24 protein-coding genes are annotated in these 21,364 nt (G+C 68.1%); all 24 read right to left on the reverse strand.

All coding sequences use genetic code 11. The annotated features are described in order from the left end of the window. Window positions 1–38: 38 nt before the first annotated feature. The 24 genes from ACM9NP_RS04255 to murD all read right to left on the reverse strand — a co-directional run bounded on the left by ACM9NP_RS04255 (window position 39) and on the right by murD (window position 21,347). Window positions 39–665, reverse strand: coding sequence for a DUF4126 domain-containing protein (locus ACM9NP_RS04255; RefSeq protein ID WP_415645242.1), 627 nt, complete (start codon window positions 663–665; stop codon window positions 39–41). A 350-nt stretch (window positions 666–1,015) separates the two neighbouring features. After that, complete coding sequence (locus tag ACM9NP_RS04260; RefSeq protein WP_415645243.1) at window positions 1,016–1,420, reverse strand: RidA family protein; 405 nt, start codon at window positions 1,418–1,420, stop codon at window positions 1,016–1,018. Between the two features lie 35 nt (window positions 1,421–1,455). Continuing rightward, on the reverse strand, window positions 1,456–2,181 hold the full coding sequence (gene priA / locus ACM9NP_RS04265; protein ID WP_415645244.1) for a bifunctional 1-(5-phosphoribosyl)-5-((5-phosphoribosylamino)methylideneamino)imidazole-4-carboxamide isomerase/phosphoribosylanthranilate isomerase PriA: 726 nt from the start codon (window positions 2,179–2,181) through the stop codon (window positions 1,456–1,458). Then, a complete protein-coding gene (hisH, locus tag ACM9NP_RS04270) occupies window positions 2,178–2,795 on the reverse strand; it encodes an imidazole glycerol phosphate synthase subunit HisH (RefSeq protein WP_415645245.1) in 618 nt (205 codons plus the stop codon). Before hisH ends, priA begins: the two co-directional genes overlap by 4 nt. Continuing rightward, window positions 2,792–2,956 carry a hypothetical protein gene (locus tag ACM9NP_RS04275; protein WP_415645246.1) on the reverse strand — a complete coding sequence of 55 codons (165 nt, stop codon included), beginning with the start codon at window positions 2,954–2,956 and terminating at the stop codon, window positions 2,792–2,794. Before ACM9NP_RS04275 ends, hisH begins: the two co-directional genes overlap by 4 nt. Further along, window positions 2,957–3,568, reverse strand: coding sequence for an imidazoleglycerol-phosphate dehydratase HisB (gene hisB / locus ACM9NP_RS04280; RefSeq protein WP_415645247.1), 612 nt, complete (start codon window positions 3,566–3,568; stop codon window positions 2,957–2,959). It lies immediately after the preceding gene. Then, on the reverse strand, window positions 3,568–4,650 hold the full coding sequence (locus ACM9NP_RS04285) for a histidinol-phosphate transaminase (RefSeq protein WP_415645248.1): 1,083 nt from the start codon (window positions 4,648–4,650) through the stop codon (window positions 3,568–3,570). Before ACM9NP_RS04285 ends, hisB begins: the two co-directional genes overlap by 1 nt. 4 nt (window positions 4,651–4,654) lie before the next feature. Further along, on the reverse strand, window positions 4,655–5,938 hold the full coding sequence (gene hisD, locus ACM9NP_RS04290) for a histidinol dehydrogenase (protein WP_415645249.1): 1,284 nt from the start codon (window positions 5,936–5,938) through the stop codon (window positions 4,655–4,657). Window positions 5,939–5,957: 19 nt separating this feature from the next. Next, window positions 5,958–6,749, reverse strand: a complete 792-nt coding sequence (locus ACM9NP_RS04295; protein WP_415645250.1) for a hypothetical protein — start codon at window positions 6,747–6,749, stop codon at window positions 5,958–5,960. A gap of 85 nt (window positions 6,750–6,834) precedes the next feature. Beyond that, entirely contained in the window at window positions 6,835–7,677 is an 843-nt protein-coding gene (locus tag ACM9NP_RS04300) for a MinD/ParA family ATP-binding protein (RefSeq protein WP_415645251.1), read from the reverse strand. A 309-nt stretch (window positions 7,678–7,986) separates the two neighbouring features. Continuing rightward, a complete protein-coding gene (locus ACM9NP_RS04305; RefSeq protein WP_415645252.1) occupies window positions 7,987–8,922 on the reverse strand; it encodes an RluA family pseudouridine synthase in 936 nt (311 codons plus the stop codon). Beyond that, window positions 8,912–9,427 carry a signal peptidase II gene (gene lspA / locus ACM9NP_RS04310; RefSeq protein ID WP_415645311.1) on the reverse strand — a complete coding sequence of 172 codons (516 nt, stop codon included), beginning with the start codon at window positions 9,425–9,427 and terminating at the stop codon, window positions 8,912–8,914. The genes ACM9NP_RS04305 and lspA overlap by 11 nt, the downstream gene beginning before the upstream one ends. 132 nt (window positions 9,428–9,559) lie before the next feature. Then, window positions 9,560–9,985, reverse strand: coding sequence for a TraR/DksA family transcriptional regulator (locus ACM9NP_RS04315; protein ID WP_415645253.1), 426 nt, complete (start codon window positions 9,983–9,985; stop codon window positions 9,560–9,562). Window positions 9,986–10,713: 728 nt separating this feature from the next. Beyond that, window positions 10,714–11,295, reverse strand: a complete 582-nt coding sequence (locus tag ACM9NP_RS04320) for a hypothetical protein (RefSeq protein ID WP_415645254.1) — start codon at window positions 11,293–11,295, stop codon at window positions 10,714–10,716. Window positions 11,296–11,562: 267 nt separating this feature from the next. Further along, window positions 11,563–12,336 (reverse strand): DivIVA domain-containing protein, encoded by a 774-nt coding sequence (locus ACM9NP_RS04325; RefSeq protein ID WP_415645255.1) that lies wholly within the window; start codon window positions 12,334–12,336, stop codon window positions 11,563–11,565. Between the two features lie 82 nt (window positions 12,337–12,418). Then, window positions 12,419–12,700: a YggT family protein gene (locus tag ACM9NP_RS04330; protein WP_415645256.1), complete on the reverse strand. Its 282-nt coding sequence runs from the start codon at window positions 12,698–12,700 to the stop codon at window positions 12,419–12,421. 18 nt (window positions 12,701–12,718) lie between these two features. Beyond that, on the reverse strand, window positions 12,719–13,279 hold the full coding sequence (locus ACM9NP_RS04335; protein WP_415645257.1) for a cell division protein SepF: 561 nt from the start codon (window positions 13,277–13,279) through the stop codon (window positions 12,719–12,721). Window positions 13,280–13,335: 56 nt separating this feature from the next. Next, window positions 13,336–14,070 (reverse strand): YggS family pyridoxal phosphate-dependent enzyme, encoded by a 735-nt coding sequence (locus ACM9NP_RS04340; protein WP_415645258.1) that lies wholly within the window; start codon window positions 14,068–14,070, stop codon window positions 13,336–13,338. Between the two features lie 13 nt (window positions 14,071–14,083). Further along, window positions 14,084–15,208: a cell division protein FtsZ gene (gene ftsZ, locus ACM9NP_RS04345; protein ID WP_415645259.1), complete on the reverse strand. Its 1,125-nt coding sequence runs from the start codon at window positions 15,206–15,208 to the stop codon at window positions 14,084–14,086. Between the two features lie 221 nt (window positions 15,209–15,429). After that, a complete protein-coding gene (locus ACM9NP_RS04350) occupies window positions 15,430–16,137 on the reverse strand; it encodes a cell division protein FtsQ/DivIB (protein WP_415645260.1) in 708 nt (235 codons plus the stop codon). Between the two features lie 17 nt (window positions 16,138–16,154). Continuing rightward, window positions 16,155–17,597 carry a UDP-N-acetylmuramate--L-alanine ligase gene (gene murC / locus ACM9NP_RS04355; protein WP_415645261.1) on the reverse strand — a complete coding sequence of 481 codons (1,443 nt, stop codon included), beginning with the start codon at window positions 17,595–17,597 and terminating at the stop codon, window positions 16,155–16,157. Then, the gene (locus tag ACM9NP_RS04360; RefSeq protein ID WP_415645262.1) at window positions 17,594–18,709 is read right to left on the reverse strand and encodes a UDP-N-acetylglucosamine--N-acetylmuramyl-(pentapeptide) pyrophosphoryl-undecaprenol N-acetylglucosamine transferase; all 1,116 of its coding nucleotides are present in this window, start codon (window positions 18,707–18,709) and stop codon (window positions 17,594–17,596) included. The genes murC and ACM9NP_RS04360 overlap by 4 nt, the downstream gene beginning before the upstream one ends. Continuing rightward, window positions 18,706–19,983 (reverse strand): putative lipid II flippase FtsW, encoded by a 1,278-nt coding sequence (gene ftsW / locus ACM9NP_RS04365; RefSeq protein WP_415645263.1) that lies wholly within the window; start codon window positions 19,981–19,983, stop codon window positions 18,706–18,708. The genes ACM9NP_RS04360 and ftsW overlap by 4 nt, the downstream gene beginning before the upstream one ends. Beyond that, window positions 19,980–21,347: a UDP-N-acetylmuramoyl-L-alanine--D-glutamate ligase gene (gene murD / locus ACM9NP_RS04370; protein ID WP_415645264.1), complete on the reverse strand. Its 1,368-nt coding sequence runs from the start codon at window positions 21,345–21,347 to the stop codon at window positions 19,980–19,982. The genes ftsW and murD overlap by 4 nt, the downstream gene beginning before the upstream one ends. Window positions 21,348–21,364: the final 17 nt, after the last annotated feature.

Consider the following 21,364-nt stretch of genomic DNA (forward strand, 5'->3'; position numbering starts at 1 on the left):
ACCGCGGTCGCCTCGATTCCCGTCGAGTGGGCGCGCCGTCAACCGACCGACGCCGTCGCCTCGGCCTTTCGCGCGCCACGCGCGCGTCGGCGTCGGCGCAGAACCCGCCACAGCCACACGAAGACGACCAGCATCACCAGCAGCGCGACGCCGACGAGTATCGGCAGGAAGATCGCGAGCAGACTCAACCCGACGGAGCTCGTGTCCTCCGCCACGCTCGCCGTCGAGCCGCCCAGTCCCGCCGTGCCAACGTTGATGACGGGTCGCAGCAAGGCCTTCGCGGCGTGCACCGCCAATGCCAGCAGCCCACCGAGGATCGCGCCCGGCACCGGGTCGACCGAGGTGGTGACGGCGGAACTCACCGCGTCGTCCCACTGTCCCGCCGCGCTCGACGCTGCAGCGACGGCCCCACCCGAGACGGGCCGAACGACCGTCTGGATCACGTCGTTCACGTGGTCCACGACCGGGATCTTGTCGACGACGAACTCGACCGCCAACAGCACCGTGACGATCGCGAGGACCCACCACTGGGACATCCAGCCGAACCCGACGGGAAGGCTCAGCTGGTCGGTGAACCTCGAGATGAGGCCGACGATGAGCAACGGGATATAGGCGTTGAGACCGGCCGCGGCGGACAGGCCGGCGCCGGTGAGGAAGGCGAACATCCGACTCCTTGGGGGCGAACGGGATTGGAGTCATTGTGTCAAATCCCGGCCAGTCGGGCGCATTAAGGTCCATTTAGGATTAAATGCGGCCGTGAACGCCCGACGGCCAGCGCGATGCCAACGCCGTCCGATCGGTCTCCCCCACACGATCGCGATCCGTCGACCCGAACCGGACCCATGGCGCGGGCGGGAAACCCGTTGCGAACCTGCCCCAGGTGGCCGCGTTCACGAGAGGGCTGCGCTCACACGCGCGCCGACGTTCGACGCCTCCGACGTGCCAGGGACGGTCCGGGCACACCGACCACGCCGCGAGGCGCCGCCTGGAGGTCGCACGGCGGCGAACGCGCTCCCTAGCCGTCCTCCGACTCGCGACGGCGGTAGGCGTCCAGTTCGACCTCGACGAGTTGGTCCGGATCGAGCAGGCGCCCGACGACGACCAGCGTCGCCGCCGGCCGGATCAACCCGAACAGCTCACCGTGTGCGCGGCCGACCGCGTCGGCGAACGCGGGATCGGTGACGTACATGCGAGTGCGCACGACGTCGGCGAACGCGCCGCCCGCGGCGACGATCGAGTCGAGGCCGATCCGGAACGCCTCCTTGGCCTGCGCGTACGGGTCTCCCTTATGCACGACGACACCGTCGACCGTCGAGGTGCAGCCGGACGTGACGATCCAGTCCCCGGCGACCACCGCGCGGGCGTAGCCGTACAGCTGCTCCCACGGTCCGCCGGAGCCGATGCGTTCCACAACGGTCATGTTTCCTCCGTAGCTGTGTCCGCGCGAGCGCGGATTTACCGGGCTTCCGCCAGGACGCCGAGCGCCTCGGCAACGCCGAATCGACCCTCGTACAGGGCGGTGCCGACGATGACGCCCTCCACCTGCGGCAGCGTCGCGACGACCCGCAGATCATCCAGTGTGGTCACTCCACCGCTGGCGATGATCGGCGCGTCGGTGTGATCGGCGACCCGCCGCCACAGGTCGAGGTTCGGGCCGGCGAGCATTCCGTCGGAGGCCACGTCGGTGACGACGTAACGCGCGCACCCGGCGGCGTCGAGCCTCGCCAGCACCGGCAGCAGGTCGTCGCCGTCGGTCGTCCAGCCGTGGGCCGCGAGCCGGTCGCCGCGCACGTCGAGACCGACCGCGATCCGCTCCCCATGGGCGGCGATCGCCGCGTCACACCACTGTGGTTTCTCGATGGCGGCGGTGCCGATGTTGACGCGGGCCGCGCCCGCGTCCAACGCGCGTCGCAGCGACGCGTCGTCGCGGATTCCGCCGGACACCTCCAGCCGGACGTCGACGGCCGCCGAGATCGCGGCGATCGCGGCCGCGTTGTCGCCACGCCCGAAGGCGGCGTCGAGGTCGACCACGTGCAGCCAACGCGCCCCCTGCTCGTGCCAGCGCCGCGCGGCGGCCACCGGGTCGCCGTACTCCTTGCCGGAGCCGGACACCCCCTGCACCAGCTGCACGGCCTTGCCTGCCACGATGTCGACGGCGGGGAACAAGGTCACGGTGCTCACCGCAGGCTCCTCACCCAGTTGCGGAGGACGGCCGCCCCCGCGTCGGCGGACTTCTCGGGGTGGAACTGCGTCGCCGAGACCGCGCCCCTGTTGATGGCGGCGATGAAACGGCCGCCGTGGTCGCACGTCGCGACGGTCGCCCCCGGCACGGGACCGGTGGCGGCGTATGAATGCACGAAGTAGAAACGCGCATCGGGATCGACACCGTCGAACAGCGTCAGGTCGGTGGGCGCGGCGACGGTGTTCCAGCCCATGTGCGGCACGCGATCGGCCCGCAGCCGCTCCACCACGCCCTCGAAGACCCCGAGACCGGGCGTCGTCTGGCCGTGCTCGCGACCGCTCTCGAAGAGGACCTGAGCGCCGACACAGATCCCGAGGATCGGCGCGGCGTCACGAACTCGACGCGCGATCGCGCGATCGCCACCGACGGCCACGATTCCATCCATACAGGACGCGAAGGCGCCGACGCCGGGAACGACGAGTCCGTTGGCCGCAACGCACGTGGCCCTGTCCGACGTCACCTCCACGGCGGCACCCGCGCGGAGAAGCGCTCGTTCCGCGGAACGCAGATTCCCGGAACCATAGTCGAGGATGGCGACCGTTGGAGTCGTCACGATGAAGGCCACCACCACAGAATCGCTCCGGCGAGGGCGATCGCGGCGAGAACGCCGAGCACGATCGCCGCCCGTTTACTGTCCTGTTTATACATCGAGAAGCTGCCGCCCACCAGGAGACCGGCGGCGCCCATCAACACGATCGGCCAGATGTCGTCCACTCAGAGCACACCCTTAGTACTGGGCACACCGTGGCTACCGTCTCGGGTCGAGGCGGACCGCAACGCCCGGGCCAGCGCCTTGAACTGGGCCTCGACCACGTGGTGGGCGTCCGGACGCTGACCGGGGTTGGCCGCGCGCAGCACGCTCACATGCAGGGTCAATCGGGCATGGTGTGCGAAGGACTCAAAAATATGACGCGTCATGCTCGTCGGATACGCCGGGCCGATCATTGGCGCGAGGTCGGACGGTTCCTCATGGACCATGTACGGGCGGCCCGACAGGTCGACGGCCGCGCGGGCCAGGACCTCGTCCATCGGAATCAACGCGTCCGCGTAGCGGCGGATGCCGACCTTGTCGCCGAGCGCCTGGTCAAACGCGGCGCCGATGGCGATCGCGGTGTCCTCCATCGTGTGGTGCGCGTCGATGTGCAGGTCGCCCTCGCACCGGACGACCAGGTCCATCCCTCCGTGCTTACCGAGCTGGTGGAGCATGTGGTCGAAGAAGCCGACTCCCGTCGAGACCTCTACCGTCCCCTGACCGCCGTCGATGTCGAGCCACACCGACACGTTCGTCTCGTTGGTGGCGCGTTCGACGTTCCCGGTCCGACTCATCACGACTCTCCATTCAGGATTATTCTCAGCGCGTCGAGGAACTCGCCCGTCTCCTCGGGGGTGCCCGCGGTGACCCGCAGCCATCCCGGGATGCCGACGTCGCGGATCAGGACTCCCCTATCGACCAACGATCGCCACACCCCGGAGGAATCGGACAGCCCGCCGAACAATACGAAGTTCGCGTCACTGGGAGCCACGTCCAGCCCGAGGCCGGTGAGTTCCCGCACCAGCCGATCGCGCTGTTCACGGATCGCGTCGACCGTCGCCAGCAGCAGCGGAGCGTGTTCCAAGGCGGCCCGCGCCACCACCTGCGTCACGGTCGACAGGTGGTACGGCAGCCGAACGAGGCGCAGTGCCTCGACGACTGCCGGGTCGGCCGCGAGGTATCCGACGCGGGCGCCCGCGAGCCCGAAGGCCTTGCTCATCGTCCGGGTGACGACCAGTCTCGGGCGACCGACGAGCAGGTCGAGCGCGCTGGTCGTCCCGGCGCGCGCGAACTCGGCGTACGCCTCGTCGACGACGACCAGCCCGGGAGCGGCGTCGACGACGGCGGTGACGACCTCCGGGGTGAGGGCGGTCCCCGTCGGGTTGTTCGGCGAACACAGGAAGACGATGTCGGGCCGATGCCGCAGGACCTGCTCGACCGCGGACTCGACGGTCAGGTCGAAACGCCGATCGCGATTGCCCTCGATCCAGGCACCACCGACGGCGGTCGTGATGATCGGGTGCATCGAGTACGCGGGAGTGAAGCCGAGGGCGACCCGTCCCGGACCGGCGAAGGCCTGCGAGAGCTGCTGCAGGATCTCGTTGGAGCCGTTGGCCGCCCACACCGCCTCGGGGGTGAGGCCGTACCCGAGGTAATCGGCGATGTCGGCGCGCAACCTGACGGCGTCACGATCGGGATAGCGGTTGAGGTGCGGCGCGACCGCCGACACCGCCTTCTCGATGGACGCGACGACGGCCGGCGGCAGCGGATAGGAGTTCTCGTTCGTGTTGAGCCGCACGGCCACGTCCAGTTGCGGAGCGCCGTAGGGCTCGCGTCCGCGCAGGTCGGGGCGCAGCAGCGTGTCGATGATGTTCACGCGGTCAGAACCTCGCCCGGATCGCCGCGGCGTGCGCGGGCAGGCGCTCGGCCTCCGCGATCGCCACGACGTGGTCGGCGACGGCCGCGAGCGCCTCCGCGCTGTAGTCGATGACGTTGACCCGCTTGAGGAACGCGTCCGTCGTCAGTCCCGACGAATGCCGGGCGCACCCGGCCGTCGGCAGGATGTGGTTGGAACCCGCGCAGTAGTCGCCGAGGGACACCGGCGAGTAGGGACCGACGAAGATGGCGCCCGCGTTGCGCACGCGCATCGCCAGGTCCAGGGCGTCGCGGGTCTGGATCTCCAGGTGCTCCGCGGCGTAGGCGTCGACCACCGCGAGCCCGTGCTCCAGGTCGTCGACGAGCACGACGCCCGATTGCGGCCCCGACAGCGCGATGGTCACGCGCTGCGAGTGTTCGGTCTTGTCGACGAGGACGGCGAGTTCGTCGGCGACCGCGTCGACGAGGGTCGGCGAGTTCGTGACGAGGACGCTGGCGGCCTCCGGGTCGTGCTCGGCCTGGGACATGAGGTCGGCGGCGACGTGCGACGGGTCGGCCGTGTCGTCGGCGAGCACCGCGATCTCGGTCGTCCCGGCCTCGGCGTCGATGCCGACGGCACCGCGCACGGCCCGCTTCGCGGCGGTGACGAAGATGTTGCCCGGCCCCGTGATCATGTCGACGGGGACGCACTCGTCGGTCCCGTACGCGAACATGCCGATAGCGGCGGGACCGCCGACGGCGTAGACCTCGGCGACGCCGAGCATCGCGCAGACCGCGAGGATCGTGGCGTCCGGCAGGCCGGTGCCGCGTTGCGGCGGCGACGAGACGGCGATGCTCGGAACGCCCGCGATCTGCGCCGGAACGACGTTCATGACCACACTGGACGCCAGGGCCGCGAGGCCGCCGGGCACGTACAGGCCGACACGTGAGACGGGAATGAAGCGCTGGATGACGCGCGCGCCCGCGGCGGGTTCCGTCGTCAGGTCGACGCGACGTTGCGGTTGATGGACGGTGCGAACGCGATCGATGGCCTCCGACAGCGCGGCGCGCAGCGCGGGGTCTAGCGAGGCCTCGGCGTCCGCGAGGGCCTCGGCGGGCACCCGCAACGCGTCGAGTTCGACGCCGTCGAGCTCTGCGGTGATGCGGCGGATCGGTTCCGCCCCATCGTGTCGGATCGCGTCGAGCAGCGGCTGGATCTGTTCCAGCGCCGCCGCGACGTCGAACGTGGCGCGCGGCAACAGCTCGCGCGGGACTTCGGTCGTTCCTCGAAGGTCGATGCGTTTCAGCACGTGTCGAGGGTAGTCGGGCTCAGTCTCGGTTCGCCTCGTCGTTTCGGATCGTGGGAGGTGTGTCGTACGGATCCGGGCCGCGCAACGACGTGAAACGCGACCAGGCGGCGCACATCGTGTAGATCGTCACAGCGACGACGCCCATCGCCGCCAGCACGCCGAGGCTCAGGTGCGACCACATGCCCGCGACGTCACCGGAACCGAGACTCGCGAACGCGTCCGTGACGTCGAAGTCGGTCATGAGCAGTTCCGGTGCGCGCCAAACGCGCCAACCGACCTGATACAGGGCCTCATCGTCCACAATGCTTGCCTGGTACTCGTCTCGCCCGATTCGCCCGAAGCGCCAGGCGACGACCGTCGAGGCGATCGACCCGATCGCCAAGCCCGCGAGGACGAGCGTCCCCCGTCTCCCCCGCAGCGCGAACCACACGACCACGGCGGCGATGATCCCGGCGCCGCCCGTCAGCAGCATGAACACGCCGTCCGCGGCCATGTACTGTTCGGGGTTCTCTTGCGTCAGAACGAAACCACCGTCGACGCGAAGCATCTCGACCCGCGGCGTCAACACCCGCCACAGGACGCCCAGCGGCAGACCGAGGAGCGCCAGGGCGAGCACCACGAGCCCGGCGGCGCGCAGATCCTCCCGCGTTGTCGGAACACGTGGCGGCGGTCGCCACCAGACCCGACCCGAAGACGGTTCCGCCCCCGTCGACGGTGGAACGGGACCGGTCCCCGACTGGTCGGGCCGCGTGTGCGCGGCGGGCAACGGGACCGTGTCCCGTTCCTCGTGGGAAGGCTCGTGAAAGCTCACAATTGTCGATGATCGCACGCGCGCGCCAACGGCGCCGCAAGGCCGACGACCGAACGACTCCCCGGAGCCACCCGGCTCCGGGTCGTCACAAGAACGGATCGAGGATGCGCTCCGCGGCCGACAACCAAGCGTACTGAGTGGACTCCCGCAGCTCCGAGTACTGAATCGCCGCACCGGGTTCGAGAGCCGGGTCGTACGGCACCACCGCGACCGCGCGGGTCCGCGACGCGAAGTGCGTCGACAGGTCGTCCAGCAGCGGACCGGGACGCGGAGTCGGGCACGACAACAGCGTCACGGCGTTCGAGACGAGTTCGCTGAAACCACCCTCGACGAGGAGATCGAGCATCCAGTCGGCGGCGAAGGCCGCGTCCTCGCGCGGAACCGTCGTGACGACGAGCTGATCGACGGCCGAGACGATCGTCTTCCAGTTCGGGCTCTCGACGTTGTTGCCGGTGTCGATGCACACGACCTCGTGCGTACGCGTCAGGATGTCGAGAACCCGCAGCACCATCTCCGGTTCCAGGCGCTGCGCCAGTTTGGGATCCTCGTCGCCGGCGAGCACGTCGAAGGAACCGTCCGAGGAGTGCCGCAGATAGTCGTCGGCCCGCTCTCGCAGCTGAGTCCCCGACGCCTCCACCTCGGCGATGTCGGCCACCAGATGTCGAATCGTCCGAGCGTGCCGGGCGGTTCCCGCGCGCAGACCGAGCGTGCCGCGCAGTTCGTTGTCATCCCACGCGATGACGCCCTGCTTGCGGACGCTGCCGATCGCCGCAGCCGTCAACACCGTCGCGGTCGTCTTATGGACCCCGCCCTTCGGGTTGACGAAGGCGATCACTCGCGACTGTCCGAGATTCGTACCCAGGCGACGCAAAGCCGGATGACGCGCCGGGTCCTGACGCGCCGGGGGCGGTGGCGGTGCGCTCGGCATCCGCTGAGGCGGTGGGACAGCGCGCGGATAAGCCACACCAGGATCGACGGGCATGGATTCCTCACCGCGCTGGCGACGTCCGAGCAACGTACGCCACCGTGGCACCGGCTCGGGCTGCCGATTGGACCAAGCGTCGCTGGGGACCACGCTCGCCTCCCTCGTGTCGGGGATGAAGGCGCGGAGAACCGCGCCGGTTGGCTGTTTGCCCTACAGGCTACGGAAGGCAGCCACCGGCTCAACTATCAGCTGGAAAGGCAATCGTTCCAACCACGCGCCGGTTCGGTATCCGCCGTCCGGCTGATTCCGCGATCAGGACTCGCCGCGCAGCACGCTCAACGCGTGTGCCAGATCGGCGGGGTCGTCGCTGCGGAACTCGACGGGTTCACCGGTACCGGGATGGGTGAACCCGAGTCGGTAGGCGTGAAGCCACTGTCGGGTGAGGTCTAGCTTAGCCGCCAACGTCGGGTCCGCGCCGTAGGTGAGATCCCCGACGCACGGATGCTTCAACGCCGAGAAGTGCACCCGGATCTGGTGAGTACGGCCCGTCTCCAGGTGAATGTCGACCAGGCTCGCGGCCGGGAAGGCCTCCACCGTGTCGTAGTGCGTGATGCTGGCACGGCCACCCGCGCGCACCGCCCACTTGTAGTCGTAGGCCGGGTGCCGGTCGATCGGAGCGTCGATCGTGCCCCGCAACGGGTCGGGATGCCCCTGCACCACCGCGCGGTACCGCTTGTCGACCTCGCGGTACTTGAAGGCGTGCTTCAGGAAGGAATAGGCGCGCTCGCTCTTGGCGACCACCATCAACCCGCTCGTGCCGACGTCCAGGCGATGAACGACGCCCTGGCGCTCCGCCGGACCGTGGACGCTCACCCGGTGCCCGGCCGCCGCGAGACCAGCGATCACCGTGGGGCCCGTCCATCCGGGGCTCGGATGCGCCGCGACACCGACCGGCTTGTCCACCACGGCGATGTCCTCGTCGGCGTAGACGACCTCGAGTCCGTCGACCAGCTCGGGCTTCGGCGGCGCGGGAGCCGTCGGAGGCTCCGGCAGCAACACCGTCAACCACGCGCCCGCCGTGGCTCGCGTCGACTTCGCACACGCGGTGCCGTCGACGGTGACCTCATCCGCGAGGATCAGATCGGCCGCGACCGTCCGGGACAGCCCGAACAGCCGGGATATCACCTGATCCAGTCGAACCCCGTCGAGCCCGTCGGGAACTGGCAACTCTCGAAGCTCACGCTGCACCGGTATCGTCCTGTTTGGTCTTACCGATTCGTGTGCCGTCGATGCCGCGCCCTGTCAACTCCAACAGAATCACCCAGATGACGCCGAGCACCAACGAAGAATCGGCCATATTGAATATTGCGAAATAGCCGCCGTACGGGTGGAACACGCTCACGAAGTCGACGACGTGGCCGACCATGAACCCCGGCGGACGGAACAAACGGTCCATCAGGTTCCCGCATGCTCCCCCTGCGACCATCCCCAACGCTACCGCCCACTGCCAACTACCGAGCTTGCGGTACGCGTACCAGACGATCGCGATGGTCACGACCGTCGCGAGCACGGTCAGCACGGGAGTGAAGTCCTTGGCGAAACTGAACGCCGCGCCGCTGTTGCGCGTCAGCGACAGATACACCGCGCCGCCGAGCAGGCGGACCGGTTCCCCCGGCACGAGGTTCGCCACCACCAGCGCCTTCGTCGCAACATCGATGCCGATCGAAACCAGGGCGACCGCGCCGAAGAGCACGAACAAACGCCGGTCGCCGCGCGTACGCGGCNACGACTCTGGCGGTGCGGTGGTGTCCTTGTCCGTGTTCAGCGTCGCTCCTCAACCGGGGGCCGAGGAGCGACCGACGCGATCGATCCGTTCAACCGGACGTCAGCGGCGCTCCTCAAGGCTCTTGCAGTTCACGCAGAGCGTAGCCGACGGGAACGCGGCCAGTCGTGCCGCGGGGATGGGCTTCTTGCACTTCTCGCAAATGCCATAGTCACCCTCGTCAAGTCGCTCCAACGCCCGCTCCACCTGAATCATCCGATCCCGGACGCTGTTGGCGAGGCTGATCTCCTGTTCGCGCTCAACGGTTTTAGTGCCCGAATCGACCTGGTCGTCCCCCGCCGAATCGGCGAGCCGTTCACGCTGCATCTCGCTGATTCCGATCACGGCGGCCTCATGCTCGGCGCGCAACTCGATGAGGCGTTCCTGTAGCGCCTCTCGGATCTCGGCGATCTCGTCGGCGCTCAACGTCGCCCGATCGTCGTCGGGGGCGTCGGGCCGTTTCTTGACGGCCACCTTCGTGTCGCTCATGGCGTCGGCGGTATTCTTCTTCGTGGATGTCATCGCGCGCTCTCAAAGGGGTCGGCGGTGGACAAGACAACGCCGCCGGATCGCGCTCGCGACCCGGACGGCGGGACGACGCCCGGACACCCGAGACACCGCGTCGTATGCGTCGCGTCGTGCATCGGGCACCCCCAATGGCGTTGAGGTGTGCGGAAGTGGGTTCCGAACACCGCTGACGGAGCCGCGATCCGAGGATCGTGACACCGGTGGGCTACCGGGCTCCGCGCGAACGGAACACCGATCGTGGGACGCCCCCACGGCGCGCGGGAACGTACGTTGTCACCCCGATGTCGGGACAGCACGGTGCCAGAGGTGCCACACGCGCGACCACCAACAAAGGGCTCGCGCGGCAGGTCGCCGCGCGGTTAAGCGACTATGGTACGCCACATTCGTCACACAAGCAATCACAACGCGCAATGGACACAGCCCCGAACGGCACCCGCGACGACCATTCGGAGCCGACGAGAACCCCTGCCGTGCAGCGATGATCGCCCCTGACTAGCGCGTGTGGACGTTGTCGGCCGTTGTGGACGACCCGACCGAGGGTCACTACCTCGACACGAACTCGCCATCACCGCGCGAACGCCGCACACGACGACGGTGGCCGCCCACCGCACGGTCATCCGTGCGACAGACCGACCACCGTCGGAATGATCACTACCACCACAGAGCGCAGGGCCCAACCGCCCAAGCCGTCAGTGTCGGGTCGGCTGACGCAACAGGGACTGCGCGGGTCTGCACAGCGAACACGCCGTGAAACCCAACTCCACCGCCTCGTACGCCGGCAACGGTTCAACGTCGCGCCCCATGAGGTGCACACAACCGCCCAGATGGAACCGGGGGCGACCGTCGACGACCATCACCTCCGTGTCCATCCGCATCAAGGCCGCGGCCTCGACGCTCGACATGGGCGATTCGGAGGGCTCGTCGGCGGGAACGCCATCGGTGTCCACCTCGATGTCGACGCGCTCCGACCGCGAAGCACGCCGCGACCGTGGCACTTCGGCCTCGGCTCCGCGACCGTAGTCGTCGTCGGTGTAACCGCGACGCGAGCTCAGCCGCTCATCGGATTCGTACGGTGCCTCGGAATCGTCACGACGAGCGGAACTCGCGCGCTGATCCGACGGGCCGGAGCCCCGGTTCACGGCGTACAGGCAGGCCGCGGCGACGAGACTCGCCACGATGGTGCCGATCAGCAATGAGTCATTGCCGCTGACGAGTCCGGCGATCAGCAGGCCGGCTCCGGCAACCAAGAGCAGTAAACTGCCGACGATCATGGATAACCCACCGTTCGCTCGTTGTAAAGGACTGGACGCCGCCCGCCGCCGCGAAGAGCGGGAACGGGCGACATCGGTACGACGGCGGAACATCACGTCACCAAAGGTGACCTCCGCCGACCGGTGGCGACGGCCGCGTCCTTGTCGTCAGACGAGCCGCCGACGTTCAACCGGTTGACCGTCGGACCGCGCCGACTCTGACCGGGAGGTCGTCGGCGCGCCCACTAGTACAACGTCGAAGCCGCGATTGGGTTACGCGGCGATGTTCTACCGAACCGCTTCGGCCTGAGCCGGAACGGCGAAACCACCCGAGGGCGTCGCTCCCGTCAACGCACCCGAGACGCCGCGCTGCGAGATCTCGCCGGGGCCATCGGCCTCGACCTCGATCACGCCGTCACCGCGACCGGTCAGGTCGCGAAGCTGGCTCTCCAGGTACGCCTTCAGGCGCGTCCGATACTGGCGCTCGAAGGTCTTCAATTCCTCGATGTGCTTGTGCAGGGCGGCCCGCTTGGCCTCCAGGTTGCCCATGATCTCCTGGTGCCGCATCTGGGATTCCCGCTCCAGCGTCTCCGCCTTGTTCCGGGCCTGCGTCACCATCTCATCGGCCTGCGTCCGCGCGTCCTTGAGGACGGTGTCGGCTTCGGTCCGCGCGCTGTCGAGGTGGTCGTCGGCGGTGCGCTGCGCCACCATCAGCAGGCGCAGAGCCTGCTGTTCGCCGCCTTCGGCGTTCGCCGCGGCGGCGGGGGCGTTCTGGCGCATCTCCTCGAGCTCGGCCTCCAGGGCGAGCGCGGCCTGCTCGGCGCTGGCCTTCTCGCGCTGAAGCCGCTCGAACTCGGCGAGCAGCTCGGCGTCTTCACCGAAGGAACCGCCACCGCCCATCTCCACCTGAGCGCGAAGCTTGTTGTTGACCTCGATGAGACGCTCGAGCTCGCGCTCGACCTCATCGAGGAAGTTGTCCACTTCGTCTTCGTTGTAGCCACGGTTGCCAATCGGGGCCTTCTTAAACGAAATGCTATGAACATCGGCCGGGGTCAGCGGCATCGAAACTCCTCGTTCTTGTGACGGACTGCCAAGACCGCCAGTATCTGCCTCGCAGTGGATTGCTCCACCCGCCTTTGCGACGCTACAGCAGCATCGCCAGGTACATCCTGAGCACGATCACGATGAGGAACAGCGCCACGAAAGCAAGGTCGAAAGCCACATTACCAAGGCGCAGCGGAGGGAGGATCCGTCGCAACCCTTTCAGAGGAGGATCAGTGACCGAAAAGACGACCTCGAGCGCCACGGCGGTGTTGTGGCCGGGCCGCCAATGCCGTGAGAAACGGACGACGGCGCCAGCCACCAAACGAGCCAGCAGGAACATGTAGAACACGAAAACGACCAGGTAGGCGATCTGAATTACCACTACTACCCGAACCCTCGCTTAGCTTTGATTGAAGAATCCGCCTTCGGCGATCTTCGCCTTGTCTTCCGCCGTCACCTGGATGTTGGCCGGTGACAACAGGAAGACCCGATTGGTGACGCGGTCGAAACTACCACGAAGCCCGAAAACGAGCCCCGCCGCGAAGTCCACCAAGCGTTTGGCGTCGGATTCGTCCAATTCCGACAGATTCATGATCACCGGTGTGCCGTCGCGGTACGCCTCACCGACCGTCCGCGCCTCGTTGTACGTCGTCGGGTGCACCGTCGTGATGCGGTACTCAGGACTGTCGTCCACCAACATAGGACGGTCCCGGACCTGCGGCTCCGGGGCGAGCGCGAGGTTGTCCCTGGTCAACGACGTCACCGAGGCCGACGGCCTCGAGAACTGCCGCACCGTCGTCCGTTCGGACGCGCGGTCCAGCCGCCGCACTCGGGAATGGCTGCCAGTATTGCGGTCGGCGCGATCGTCGAACTCGTCGGCGTCGTCGTACTCGTCGTACTGACGGTCCTCGTCGTCCTCGATCAAGCCGAGCCAGACACCCGCCTTGCGCATTGCGCCCATGGAATCCTGCTCCCTCCCGGCCCAGTTCTCACGATAATTACACCGCTGTCATTCAGCTACTTGCCGCCAGGGTACCCGACTTCTGTTCGTGGGCCGAGCAATTTCGAGCCCAATCGGATGAATGTGGCCCCCTGCGCGATCGCCTCGGCGAAGTCGCCGCTCATTCCCGCCGACAGTTCCGTCGCCGAGGGTTCCATTGTGGCTATTGTGGCCGCGTGCCGGGCCAGTTCGGCGTAAGCGTCCGCCGGTTTCCAGTCCAGCGGCGCCACTCCCATGATGCCGCGCAGCCGCAGGGTCTCGCTGGCGAGAACCGCCTCCGCCAATGGAACGAGCTCGGCGGCGGTCGCACCACCGCGTGCGGAATCACCGTCCACACTGACCTGAATGAGCACCGGCAGCGGTCGACCGACTTCGACTCGGGCGCGATCGAGCGGCGCGATCAGACTCGCCCGATCGATCGAGTGCACCCAGTCTGCGTACCGCGCGACCGAGCGGCACTTGTTGCGCTGCAGACGACCTATGAAATGCCAACGGACGTCGACGGGTGGCGAGTCCGCCGCGAGCTCCGCGGCCTTCGCCGCGGCCTCCTGGTCACGATTCTCGCCGACGTCGGCCACTCCGAGCCTCGCGAGAAGGCGTACGTCGGACGCGGGGAAGTGTTTGGTGACGGCGATGAGCCGCACCGACTTCGGTTCCCTCCGCGCAGCGACGCAGGCCCGCTCGATTTCGGTGCGGGCCTGCGTCAAACGATTCGACAGATCGACTAGCCGATCCGAGTTTTCGTCATCCATCGTGGATGGTCGGCTATGAGCCGTTTTTGAGGAAGTCGGGAACGTCGACGTCGTCGAAGAGCACCTTGCGCGGCGGCGGCGGATTCGGCGCGGAACCGTGACTCGGCAGCGACGACTCGACCGCGCTCTTCGGTTCGCTGACCGATTCCGGCTTCGAGATCCGAATCGGTTCAGGGATCTCGAAGGCAGCGTCGTCGGTGTCGAAACCGGCGGCGATCACGGTCACGCGGGCCTCGTCACCGAGCGCGTCATCGATCACGGCACCGAAGATGATGTTCGCGTCGGCGTGCGCGCAGTCGCTGACCAGCTCTGCGGCGTCGTTGATCTCGAAGAGTCCCAGGTCGGAACCGCCCGCGATGGACAGCAGAACGCCACGGGCGCCCTCCATGCTCTGTTCGAGCAGCGGCGACGCGATCGCGGCCTTCGCGGCCTCCATCGCCCGATTCTCGCCTCGAGCGCTTCCGATGCCCATCAACGCCGAACCGGCGCCGCTCATGACGCTCTTCACGTCGGCGAAGTCCAAGTTGATCAGACCGGGTGTCGTGATGAGGTCGGTGATGCCCTGCACGCCGGACAGGAGAACCTGGTCGGCGAGCCGGAACGCGTCCATCATGGTGATTCCACGGTCGCCGGTCTGCAAGAGACGGTCGTTCGGGATCACGATGAGCGTGTCGCACTCGTTGCGCAGATCCTCTATACCCTCGACGGCCTGCGTCTGACGGCGCTTGCCCTCGAAGGAGAAGGGCCGTGTGACGACCCCGATCGTCAACGCGCCGAGCTTGCGAGCGATGTTCGCGATGACCGGCGCTCCCCCGGTGCCGGTACCTCCGCCTTCGCCACACGTGACGAAGACCATGTCGGCTCCCTTGAGGACTTCCTCGATCTCGTCGCGGTGGTCCTCCGCGGCCTTGGCGCCCACCTCGGGGTTGGCTCCAGCTCCGAGACCACGGGTCAGTTCACGACCAACGTCCAACTTGACGTCGGCGTCGCTCATCAACAGGGCCTGCGCGTCGGTGTTGATCGCGATGAACTCAACACCCTTGAGCCCAGCCTCGATCATTCGGTTGACGGCGTTGACACCGCCGCCTCCGACACCAACGACCTTGATCACTGCTAGGTAGTTGTGCGGTGGTGTCATGATCCCCTTCGTTCCTTCCCATTGGCCGGCCCGGTAGCCACAAATGCGCCCGACGTGCGCCGCTTCGCTCGACACCGACCTCAATGGAGACGGATCGTCGGCTTTCACATGTGTCACTATCCGCAACGTAGAACGTTCCTGTGATGACACTACGGACGCTGTCCGGCGTGTCGCCGATCTTCGCGATCAACCGTGCCACGATGCGGTTATATCGCCTTAACTTAGCTCACCGTGGGAACGTCCGGTGCGCTCACGTCGAGATGTTTCTCTGATCTATTCAACAACGCCGTCGCCACTTCGGCCTTGCGTTCCGAATCGGAGGCGTCGCCCCAATAGACGGTCCGGCCGTCCGTCAGCTCCAGTGTGATCCGATTCGCGGCACGGCCGTCCACCTTGATCAGTGCTTCGGCGAGTTCCTCCGTCAACGCGGCGACCACCACGACGACGGCGACCGTCGCGGGATCATTGCGGCCGGGATCCTTGAGCGAGGCGACGATCGTGCCCGGCGCTGCGTCGTCCACCGTGCGAAACGCCACACCCGCCGCGTCCACGAGATGGAACCGTTTCCCGTCGGGAACGCTGAGCAGCGGCTTCCGTTCCGTCACCGCGATGACGATCGCGTGTGGCCAATCGCGGGTCACCTCGACCCGTTTGACCGGCGGCAACGCCGCGACGCGCTTAGCGACCTCCGCCGCATCCACGGACACAATGGAGGTTCCGGGCACGATCGCGGCGGCCTCGCGAACGACGTTCGGGTCGACAAAGGTCACACCCCGCACCTCGACCCGGCTCACCGAGAAGGCGGGCGTGAGGTAGACGACGATAGCCGCCAGCGAGCACACCACGACGGCGGCCATGATGGACACGACGACCAGTCGGCGGCGCCGAGCGGGGCCGCGGCCCCGTGGACGAGTCAGCTTCCAGGCCATCGTGTCGCAACCCGCCCTTATGGCGCCAACGCGGCGAGCAGTTCCGTCGGCATCAGGGAGATCGGCGGCGCGCCCATGGTCACCACGACGTCGCCGTCCTCGACCATCCCCGCGACGACCGCCGGAACATCACCCCATTCAGCGACGAAGACCTTGTCCGACTCCGGCAACGCGACCGCAGCCGCCAACGCCTCGCCACCGTCTCCGGCGCCCAGCTCCTCACCGGGGCCGAACACCTCCATGACGACGACGCGATCGGCGATCGACAGCGCCTGCGCGATCTCGATTCGCAGATCGCGCGTGCGATAGACCCGGTACGGCTGGAACACCACGACGAGGCGACCGTCCCCGGCCAGTCCCTTCAGAGTCGAGATGGCCGCCGTCATCGCGGTCGGGTGATAGGCGTACTCGTCGTAGACGCGAACGCCGCGTTCGGTTCCGCGCAACTCGAAACGGCGGCGAACACCCGAGAAGGCCGCCAGTCCCTTTCGGATCGCGTCCGGCTCCAGACCGACGACGAGTCCGGTGACGACGACGGACGCGCTGTTGAGCCCGAGGTGCACGCCCGGCACCGGAACGGTGAACCGACCGAGGTCGATCTCACCGTCCGCAGTGCGACGCGCGGCGTGATAAGACACACCGGACACATCGGATGCCAGCTCGGTCACACGCAGATCGGCGTCGGCGGCGGTGCCGTACGTGACGACCGTTCGCCCCTCGCCGCGCAGGGTCTCGGCGACCGAGGCGGCCCGGGGATCGTCGGCGCACACGATGATCGTGCCGTCCGACGCCGTGAGCCGACAGAAGTCGGCGAAGGTCTCGGTGAGCGCCTCGATCGTTCCGTAGTTGTTGAGGTGATCGACGTCGATGTTGGTGAGGATCGCGACGTCCGGCCGGTAGCGCAGGAACGAGCGATCGCTCTCGTCGGCCTCGGTCACGAAGTACTCCCCCGTGCCGTGCGCGCCGCTGCTGCCGTCGGCGGCGGACTCGCCCCCGTTGACGAACGACGGATCGAGGCCGCACGCGGCGAGCATCTCGGTCAGCATCGCCGTCGTCGTCGTCTTGCCGTGTGTACCGGCGACGACGATCGACCGGCGCCCCGTCATCGCGGCGGCGAGCGCCTCGGACCGGTGCAGCACACGCAGTCCCCGACGCCGCGCCTCCACGAGTTCGATGTGGTCGTCCGGGTGGGCCGTCGACCGGACCACCGTGTCTATACCATCCAGGTTGGACTCGTCATGACGACGGAACACGGTGACGCCGAGCTTTCGCAGCTCCGGCAGGGAGGGCCAGTCGTGCAGTTCGCTGCCGCTGACGGGCAGACCTCGGGTCGCGTACAGACGCGCGACCCCCGACAAGCCGACCCCGCCGACCCCCATGAACAGCACCCGGCCGAGGTCCTCGGCCGTCGTCCCGTCGTCGATCGGCGAACTCAGCCGACGCACCGGCTCCGTTGTCATACCGTGGCTCCCACCATTCGCAAGGTCAACTGTCGCAATGCCTCGTCGCCGTCGCGACGGCCGAACGCCGCGGCGGCGTCCCCCATCGCCGTGAGTCGGCGGCCGTCCATGATCAACGGGATCAGCTCGCGCTCGATCCACTGAGGGGAGATGTCCGCGTCGTCGCAGAAGACACCGCCGCCGGCCGCGACGACCGGTCCGGCCATTTTGTACTGTTCGCGGTTGCCCCACGGGAGCGGGACGTACACGGCGGGCAGTCCGACGGCCGCGACCTCGGCGCAGGTCATCGCGCCGCCTCGGCACAGCACGAGATCGGCCGCGGCGTAGCCGAGCTCCATCTCGCGCAGGAACGGCAGAGTCCGGTAGGGACCGGGCAGCCCGGCGGGAACCTCGACGGGTTCGTCGCGACGGGCGCCGATGACGTGCAGGATCTGCGCGCCGGCGGCGGTCAACGCCTTCGCCGCGCCGGAGACGGCCTGATTGATCGAGTTGGCGCCCTGCGAACCGGAGAAGACGAGCAGCGTCGGACGGTTCGGGTCGAGACCGAAGTGGGCGCGGGCCTCGGCGCGCAGCCCGGCGCGGTCGAGGCGGGCGATCGAGCTCCGCAGCGGCACACCCGTGACGTGACCGTGCTTGAGCGCCGGGACCGTCTGCGGCAGGTGCGGGAAGCCGAGCGCGAGCTGGTGGTCGAACCGCATGCCGAGTCGGTTGGCGACGCCGGGCGGGTCGTTGAACTCGAAGATGACCATCGGGGTCTTGCGACGCCACGCGGCGAGGTACGCGGGAACGGCGACGTAGCCGCCGAAACCGACCACGGCGTCGGCGTCGACCTCGTCGAGGATCGCCCGGGTCACCTTCGTCGCGCGCATCATCCGGGGGGCGGTGCGCACGAGATCCATGTTGACCTTGCGCGGAAGCTGATAGGCGGGCACGATGCGCAGGTCGTAACCGGCGGACGGGATGAGGTCCTTCTCCAGGCCCTTGTCCGTTCCGAGGCAGGTGATCGTGATGCCCGGATTGTGGCGCCGCAAGCAGTCGGCGAACGCCAACAACGGGTAAATGTGGCCACCGGTGCCGCCACCGGCGAGCACCACTGATCTCAACTGACTCACGTCTCGTTACTCCTTGTCGTGCGGGCCTTGGGAACCCGCCGCGGGTGGGGGCGGGGCGGCAGGGGCGCCCACAGCAGGCGCACCCATCGCCCGGGGTTTCGGGCTCGAAGCGCGGCCGCCGCCTCGGGTTCGGCGCGCGCGAACGACGCGAGCATGCCGATGGCGCCGAGAACGACGACGAGCGCGGTGCCGCCGTCGGAAATCAACGGTAGCGGCAGACCGGTGATCGGCAGCAGGCCGACCACGCCGCCGATGTTGATGAACGACTGGGCCGCGATCCAGACCGTCAGGCCCGCCGCGGCCAGGCGCCGGAACGGGTCGTCGACACGGCTGGCGATCCGCATGCCCGAGTATGCGAGGACCATGAACAGCACCAGTACGACGGCGCAACCGACGACCCCGAGTTCCTCGGCGATCAGCGCGAAGATGAAGTCGTTGTGGCCGTTGGGAAGCCATTCCCATTTCTGGCGGCTCTCGCCCAGTCCGACACCGAACCAGCCGCCGTCGGCGATCGCGTAGTAGCCCTGGATCGCCTGGTAGCCCCAGTCGCTGGCGTAGTCCTCGGGAGAGCCGAACGACACGAGCCGTTCCATTCGGTAACTGGCGACGAGGGTCAGCACCAGCGCCCCGGCGGCCGCCACGGCGGCCATCGCCGCGAAGACGCGCAACCTTACGCCCGCGCTCCACAGCAGACCGAAGAACATCGCGACGAGGCACAGCATCGTGCCGAGGTCGGTGTATCCGACGAGCAGGAAGACGACGGCCGCGACGGGAAAGAGCGGAACGGCGAGTTCACGCCAGAGGCCGATCTTCGGTCCGGCTCGCACGAGGACGCTCGCGGCGTAGAGCAGGAAGGCGAACTTCATCAGCTCGGACGGTTGGAACTGGATCTGGCCGACGTTGATCCACAGGCCGTCGGTCGACAGGAATCCGACGTCGATGGAGGGGAACAACGCGAGGATCACCAGGAGTACGCCGGACACGAGCAGCAGTGGTCGGCCGACGCGGCGGTACACGCCTACCGGCATTCGCTGTGCGAGCCAGAACCCGACGAGTCCGATGAGCGCCCACATCGCCTGGCGCATGATCGCGGAGAAGGCGTTGCCCTCCTCCGCGTAGGCCTTGACCATCGTCGCGGAGAACACCATGACGAGGCCGATGACGAGAAGCAGGCCAGCCGAGGACAGGAGCAGGAAGTACGACGCGAGCGGACGGTCGAGCAGGCCGTGCAGAGCGGGCGGCCCCCAGTGCCGTTTCGCGGCGGAGGTCGTCATCGCCGTTCCGCCGCGGACGGGTCGCGGTCGGCGGACACGGCGCTCACGGCGGCGGCGAAGCGCTTCCCCCGCTGCGGATATCCGGTGAACATGTCGTAGGAGGCGGCCGCGGGCGACAGCAGCACGACGTCCCCCGGGCGGGCGAGTGCGGCGGCGTGCGCGACGACTTCGGTCATTGCTTCATCATCGGTGCGATCGACCGAGAAGACGGGCAGGCGGGGGGCGTGTCGTTCCAAAGCGGCCGCGATGAGGGCACGGTCCTCGCCCAAGAGGACGGCGCCGCGCAGCCGCGGGGCGGCCTCGCGGACGAGCGGATCGACGTCGACGCCCTTGAGTTGTCCACCGGCGATCCACACGATGTCGTCGTAGGCGTTGAGCGCGGCAAGTGTGGCGTGCGGGTTGGTGCCCTTGCTGTCGTCGATGTAGCGGACGCCGTCGATCACGGCGATCTCGACGTTGCGGTGCGGTTCGGGCCGGTAGCCGGCGAGGCCTTCGGCGACGGCGTCGGCGTCGACGCCGTGCAGTCGGGCGATCGTGGCGGCTGCGAGCGCGTTGGCGACGTTGTGTCGTCCGTCCGGTCGAATCGCGTCGACGGGGGCGAGCGAAATCGGGTGCGGCCCGCGTCGGTCGACGAGGGCGCCGTTCGAGACGCCGAACTGTCCGCGCGCGGGTTCGTCGAGTGTGAAGAACGTCGGGTGTGGAGTGTTCCGGGCGAGGACGGCGACCCTGGGGTCGTCGGCGTTCGCGACGACGGTGCCGCCGCGCCAGATCGCGGTCTTGGCGTCGGAGTAGGCGTCGAACCCGCCGTGCCAACTGAGGTGGTCGTCGGCGAGGTTGAGGAGGGCGCCGACTTGGGGGGCGAGATGCCGTGACCAGTGCAGTTGTTGGCTGGACAGTTCCACGGCGAGGACGTCGTACGGTTCGGTGACGGCGTCGACGAGCGGTTCGCCGATGTTGCCGAGCGCGGGGGCGCGCAGGCCCGCCGCGGCGAGGATCGACGCGAGCATCGTGACGGTCGTGGTCTTGCCGTTGGTGCCGGTGACGGCGAGCCACGGGGCGGAGTCGGCGGGGCGCAGTCGCCACGCCAGTTCGGGTTCGCTGTACACGTCGTGACCGGCGGCGAGTGCCGCCGTCACCAGCGGGTGCGCCGGTGGGATCCCGGGTGAGACGACGACATCGCCGATGGACGCGAGAAGACCGGGGGGCACGTCGCCGATGACCACCTCGGTGACGAGGTCGCCGAGCGCCGCGACGGACGCGTCGTCGACCGCGTTGTAGAGGACGACGTTCTCGCCGCGCGCGGCGAGGGCGCGGACGGCCGCCGATCCGGCGATGCCGGTGCCGGCGACGAGGTAACGGCTCAAGCGCTTCCCTTCGCGAT

The organism is Stackebrandtia soli, assembly GCF_965137155.1.
Lineage (GTDB): Bacteria > Actinomycetota > Actinomycetes > Mycobacteriales > Micromonosporaceae > Stackebrandtia > Stackebrandtia soli.

Coding starts and splice junctions, on each gene's coding strand:
- ftsZ (WP_415645259.1), bottom strand. CDS start 15,208: ATGACACCACCGCACAACTACCTAGCAGTGATCAAGGTCGTTGGTGTC.
- ACM9NP_RS04320 (WP_415645254.1), bottom strand. CDS start 11,295: ATGATCGTCGGCAGTTTACTGCTCTTGGTTGCCGGAGCCGGCCTGCTG.
- ACM9NP_RS04260 (WP_415645243.1), bottom strand. CDS start 1,420: ATGACCGTTGTGGAACGCATCGGCTCCGGCGGACCGTGGGAGCAGCTG.
- hisB (WP_415645247.1), bottom strand. CDS start 3,568: ATGAGTCGGACCGGGAACGTCGAACGCGCCACCAACGAGACGAACGTG.
- murC (WP_415645261.1), bottom strand. CDS start 17,597: ATGACAACGGAGCCGGTGCGTCGGCTGAGTTCGCCGATCGACGACGGG.
- ACM9NP_RS04340 (WP_415645258.1), bottom strand. CDS start 14,070: ATGGATGACGAAAACTCGGATCGGCTAGTCGATCTGTCGAATCGTTTG.
- ACM9NP_RS04325 (WP_415645255.1), bottom strand. CDS start 12,336: ATGCCGCTGACCCCGGCCGATGTTCATAGCATTTCGTTTAAGAAGGCC.
- ACM9NP_RS04255 (WP_415645242.1), bottom strand. CDS start 665: ATGTTCGCCTTCCTCACCGGCGCCGGCCTGTCCGCCGCGGCCGGTCTC.
- ACM9NP_RS04315 (WP_415645253.1), bottom strand. CDS start 9,985: ATGAGCGACACGAAGGTGGCCGTCAAGAAACGGCCCGACGCCCCCGAC.
- ACM9NP_RS04300 (WP_415645251.1), bottom strand. CDS start 7,677: ATGCCGAGCGCACCGCCACCGCCCCCGGCGCGTCAGGACCCGGCGCGT.
- ACM9NP_RS04350 (WP_415645260.1), bottom strand. CDS start 16,137: ATGGCCTGGAAGCTGACTCGTCCACGGGGCCGCGGCCCCGCTCGGCGC.
- ftsW (WP_415645263.1), bottom strand. CDS start 19,983: ATGACGACCTCCGCCGCGAAACGGCACTGGGGGCCGCCCGCTCTGCAC.
- ACM9NP_RS04335 (WP_415645257.1), bottom strand. CDS start 13,279: ATGGGCGCAATGCGCAAGGCGGGTGTCTGGCTCGGCTTGATCGAGGAC.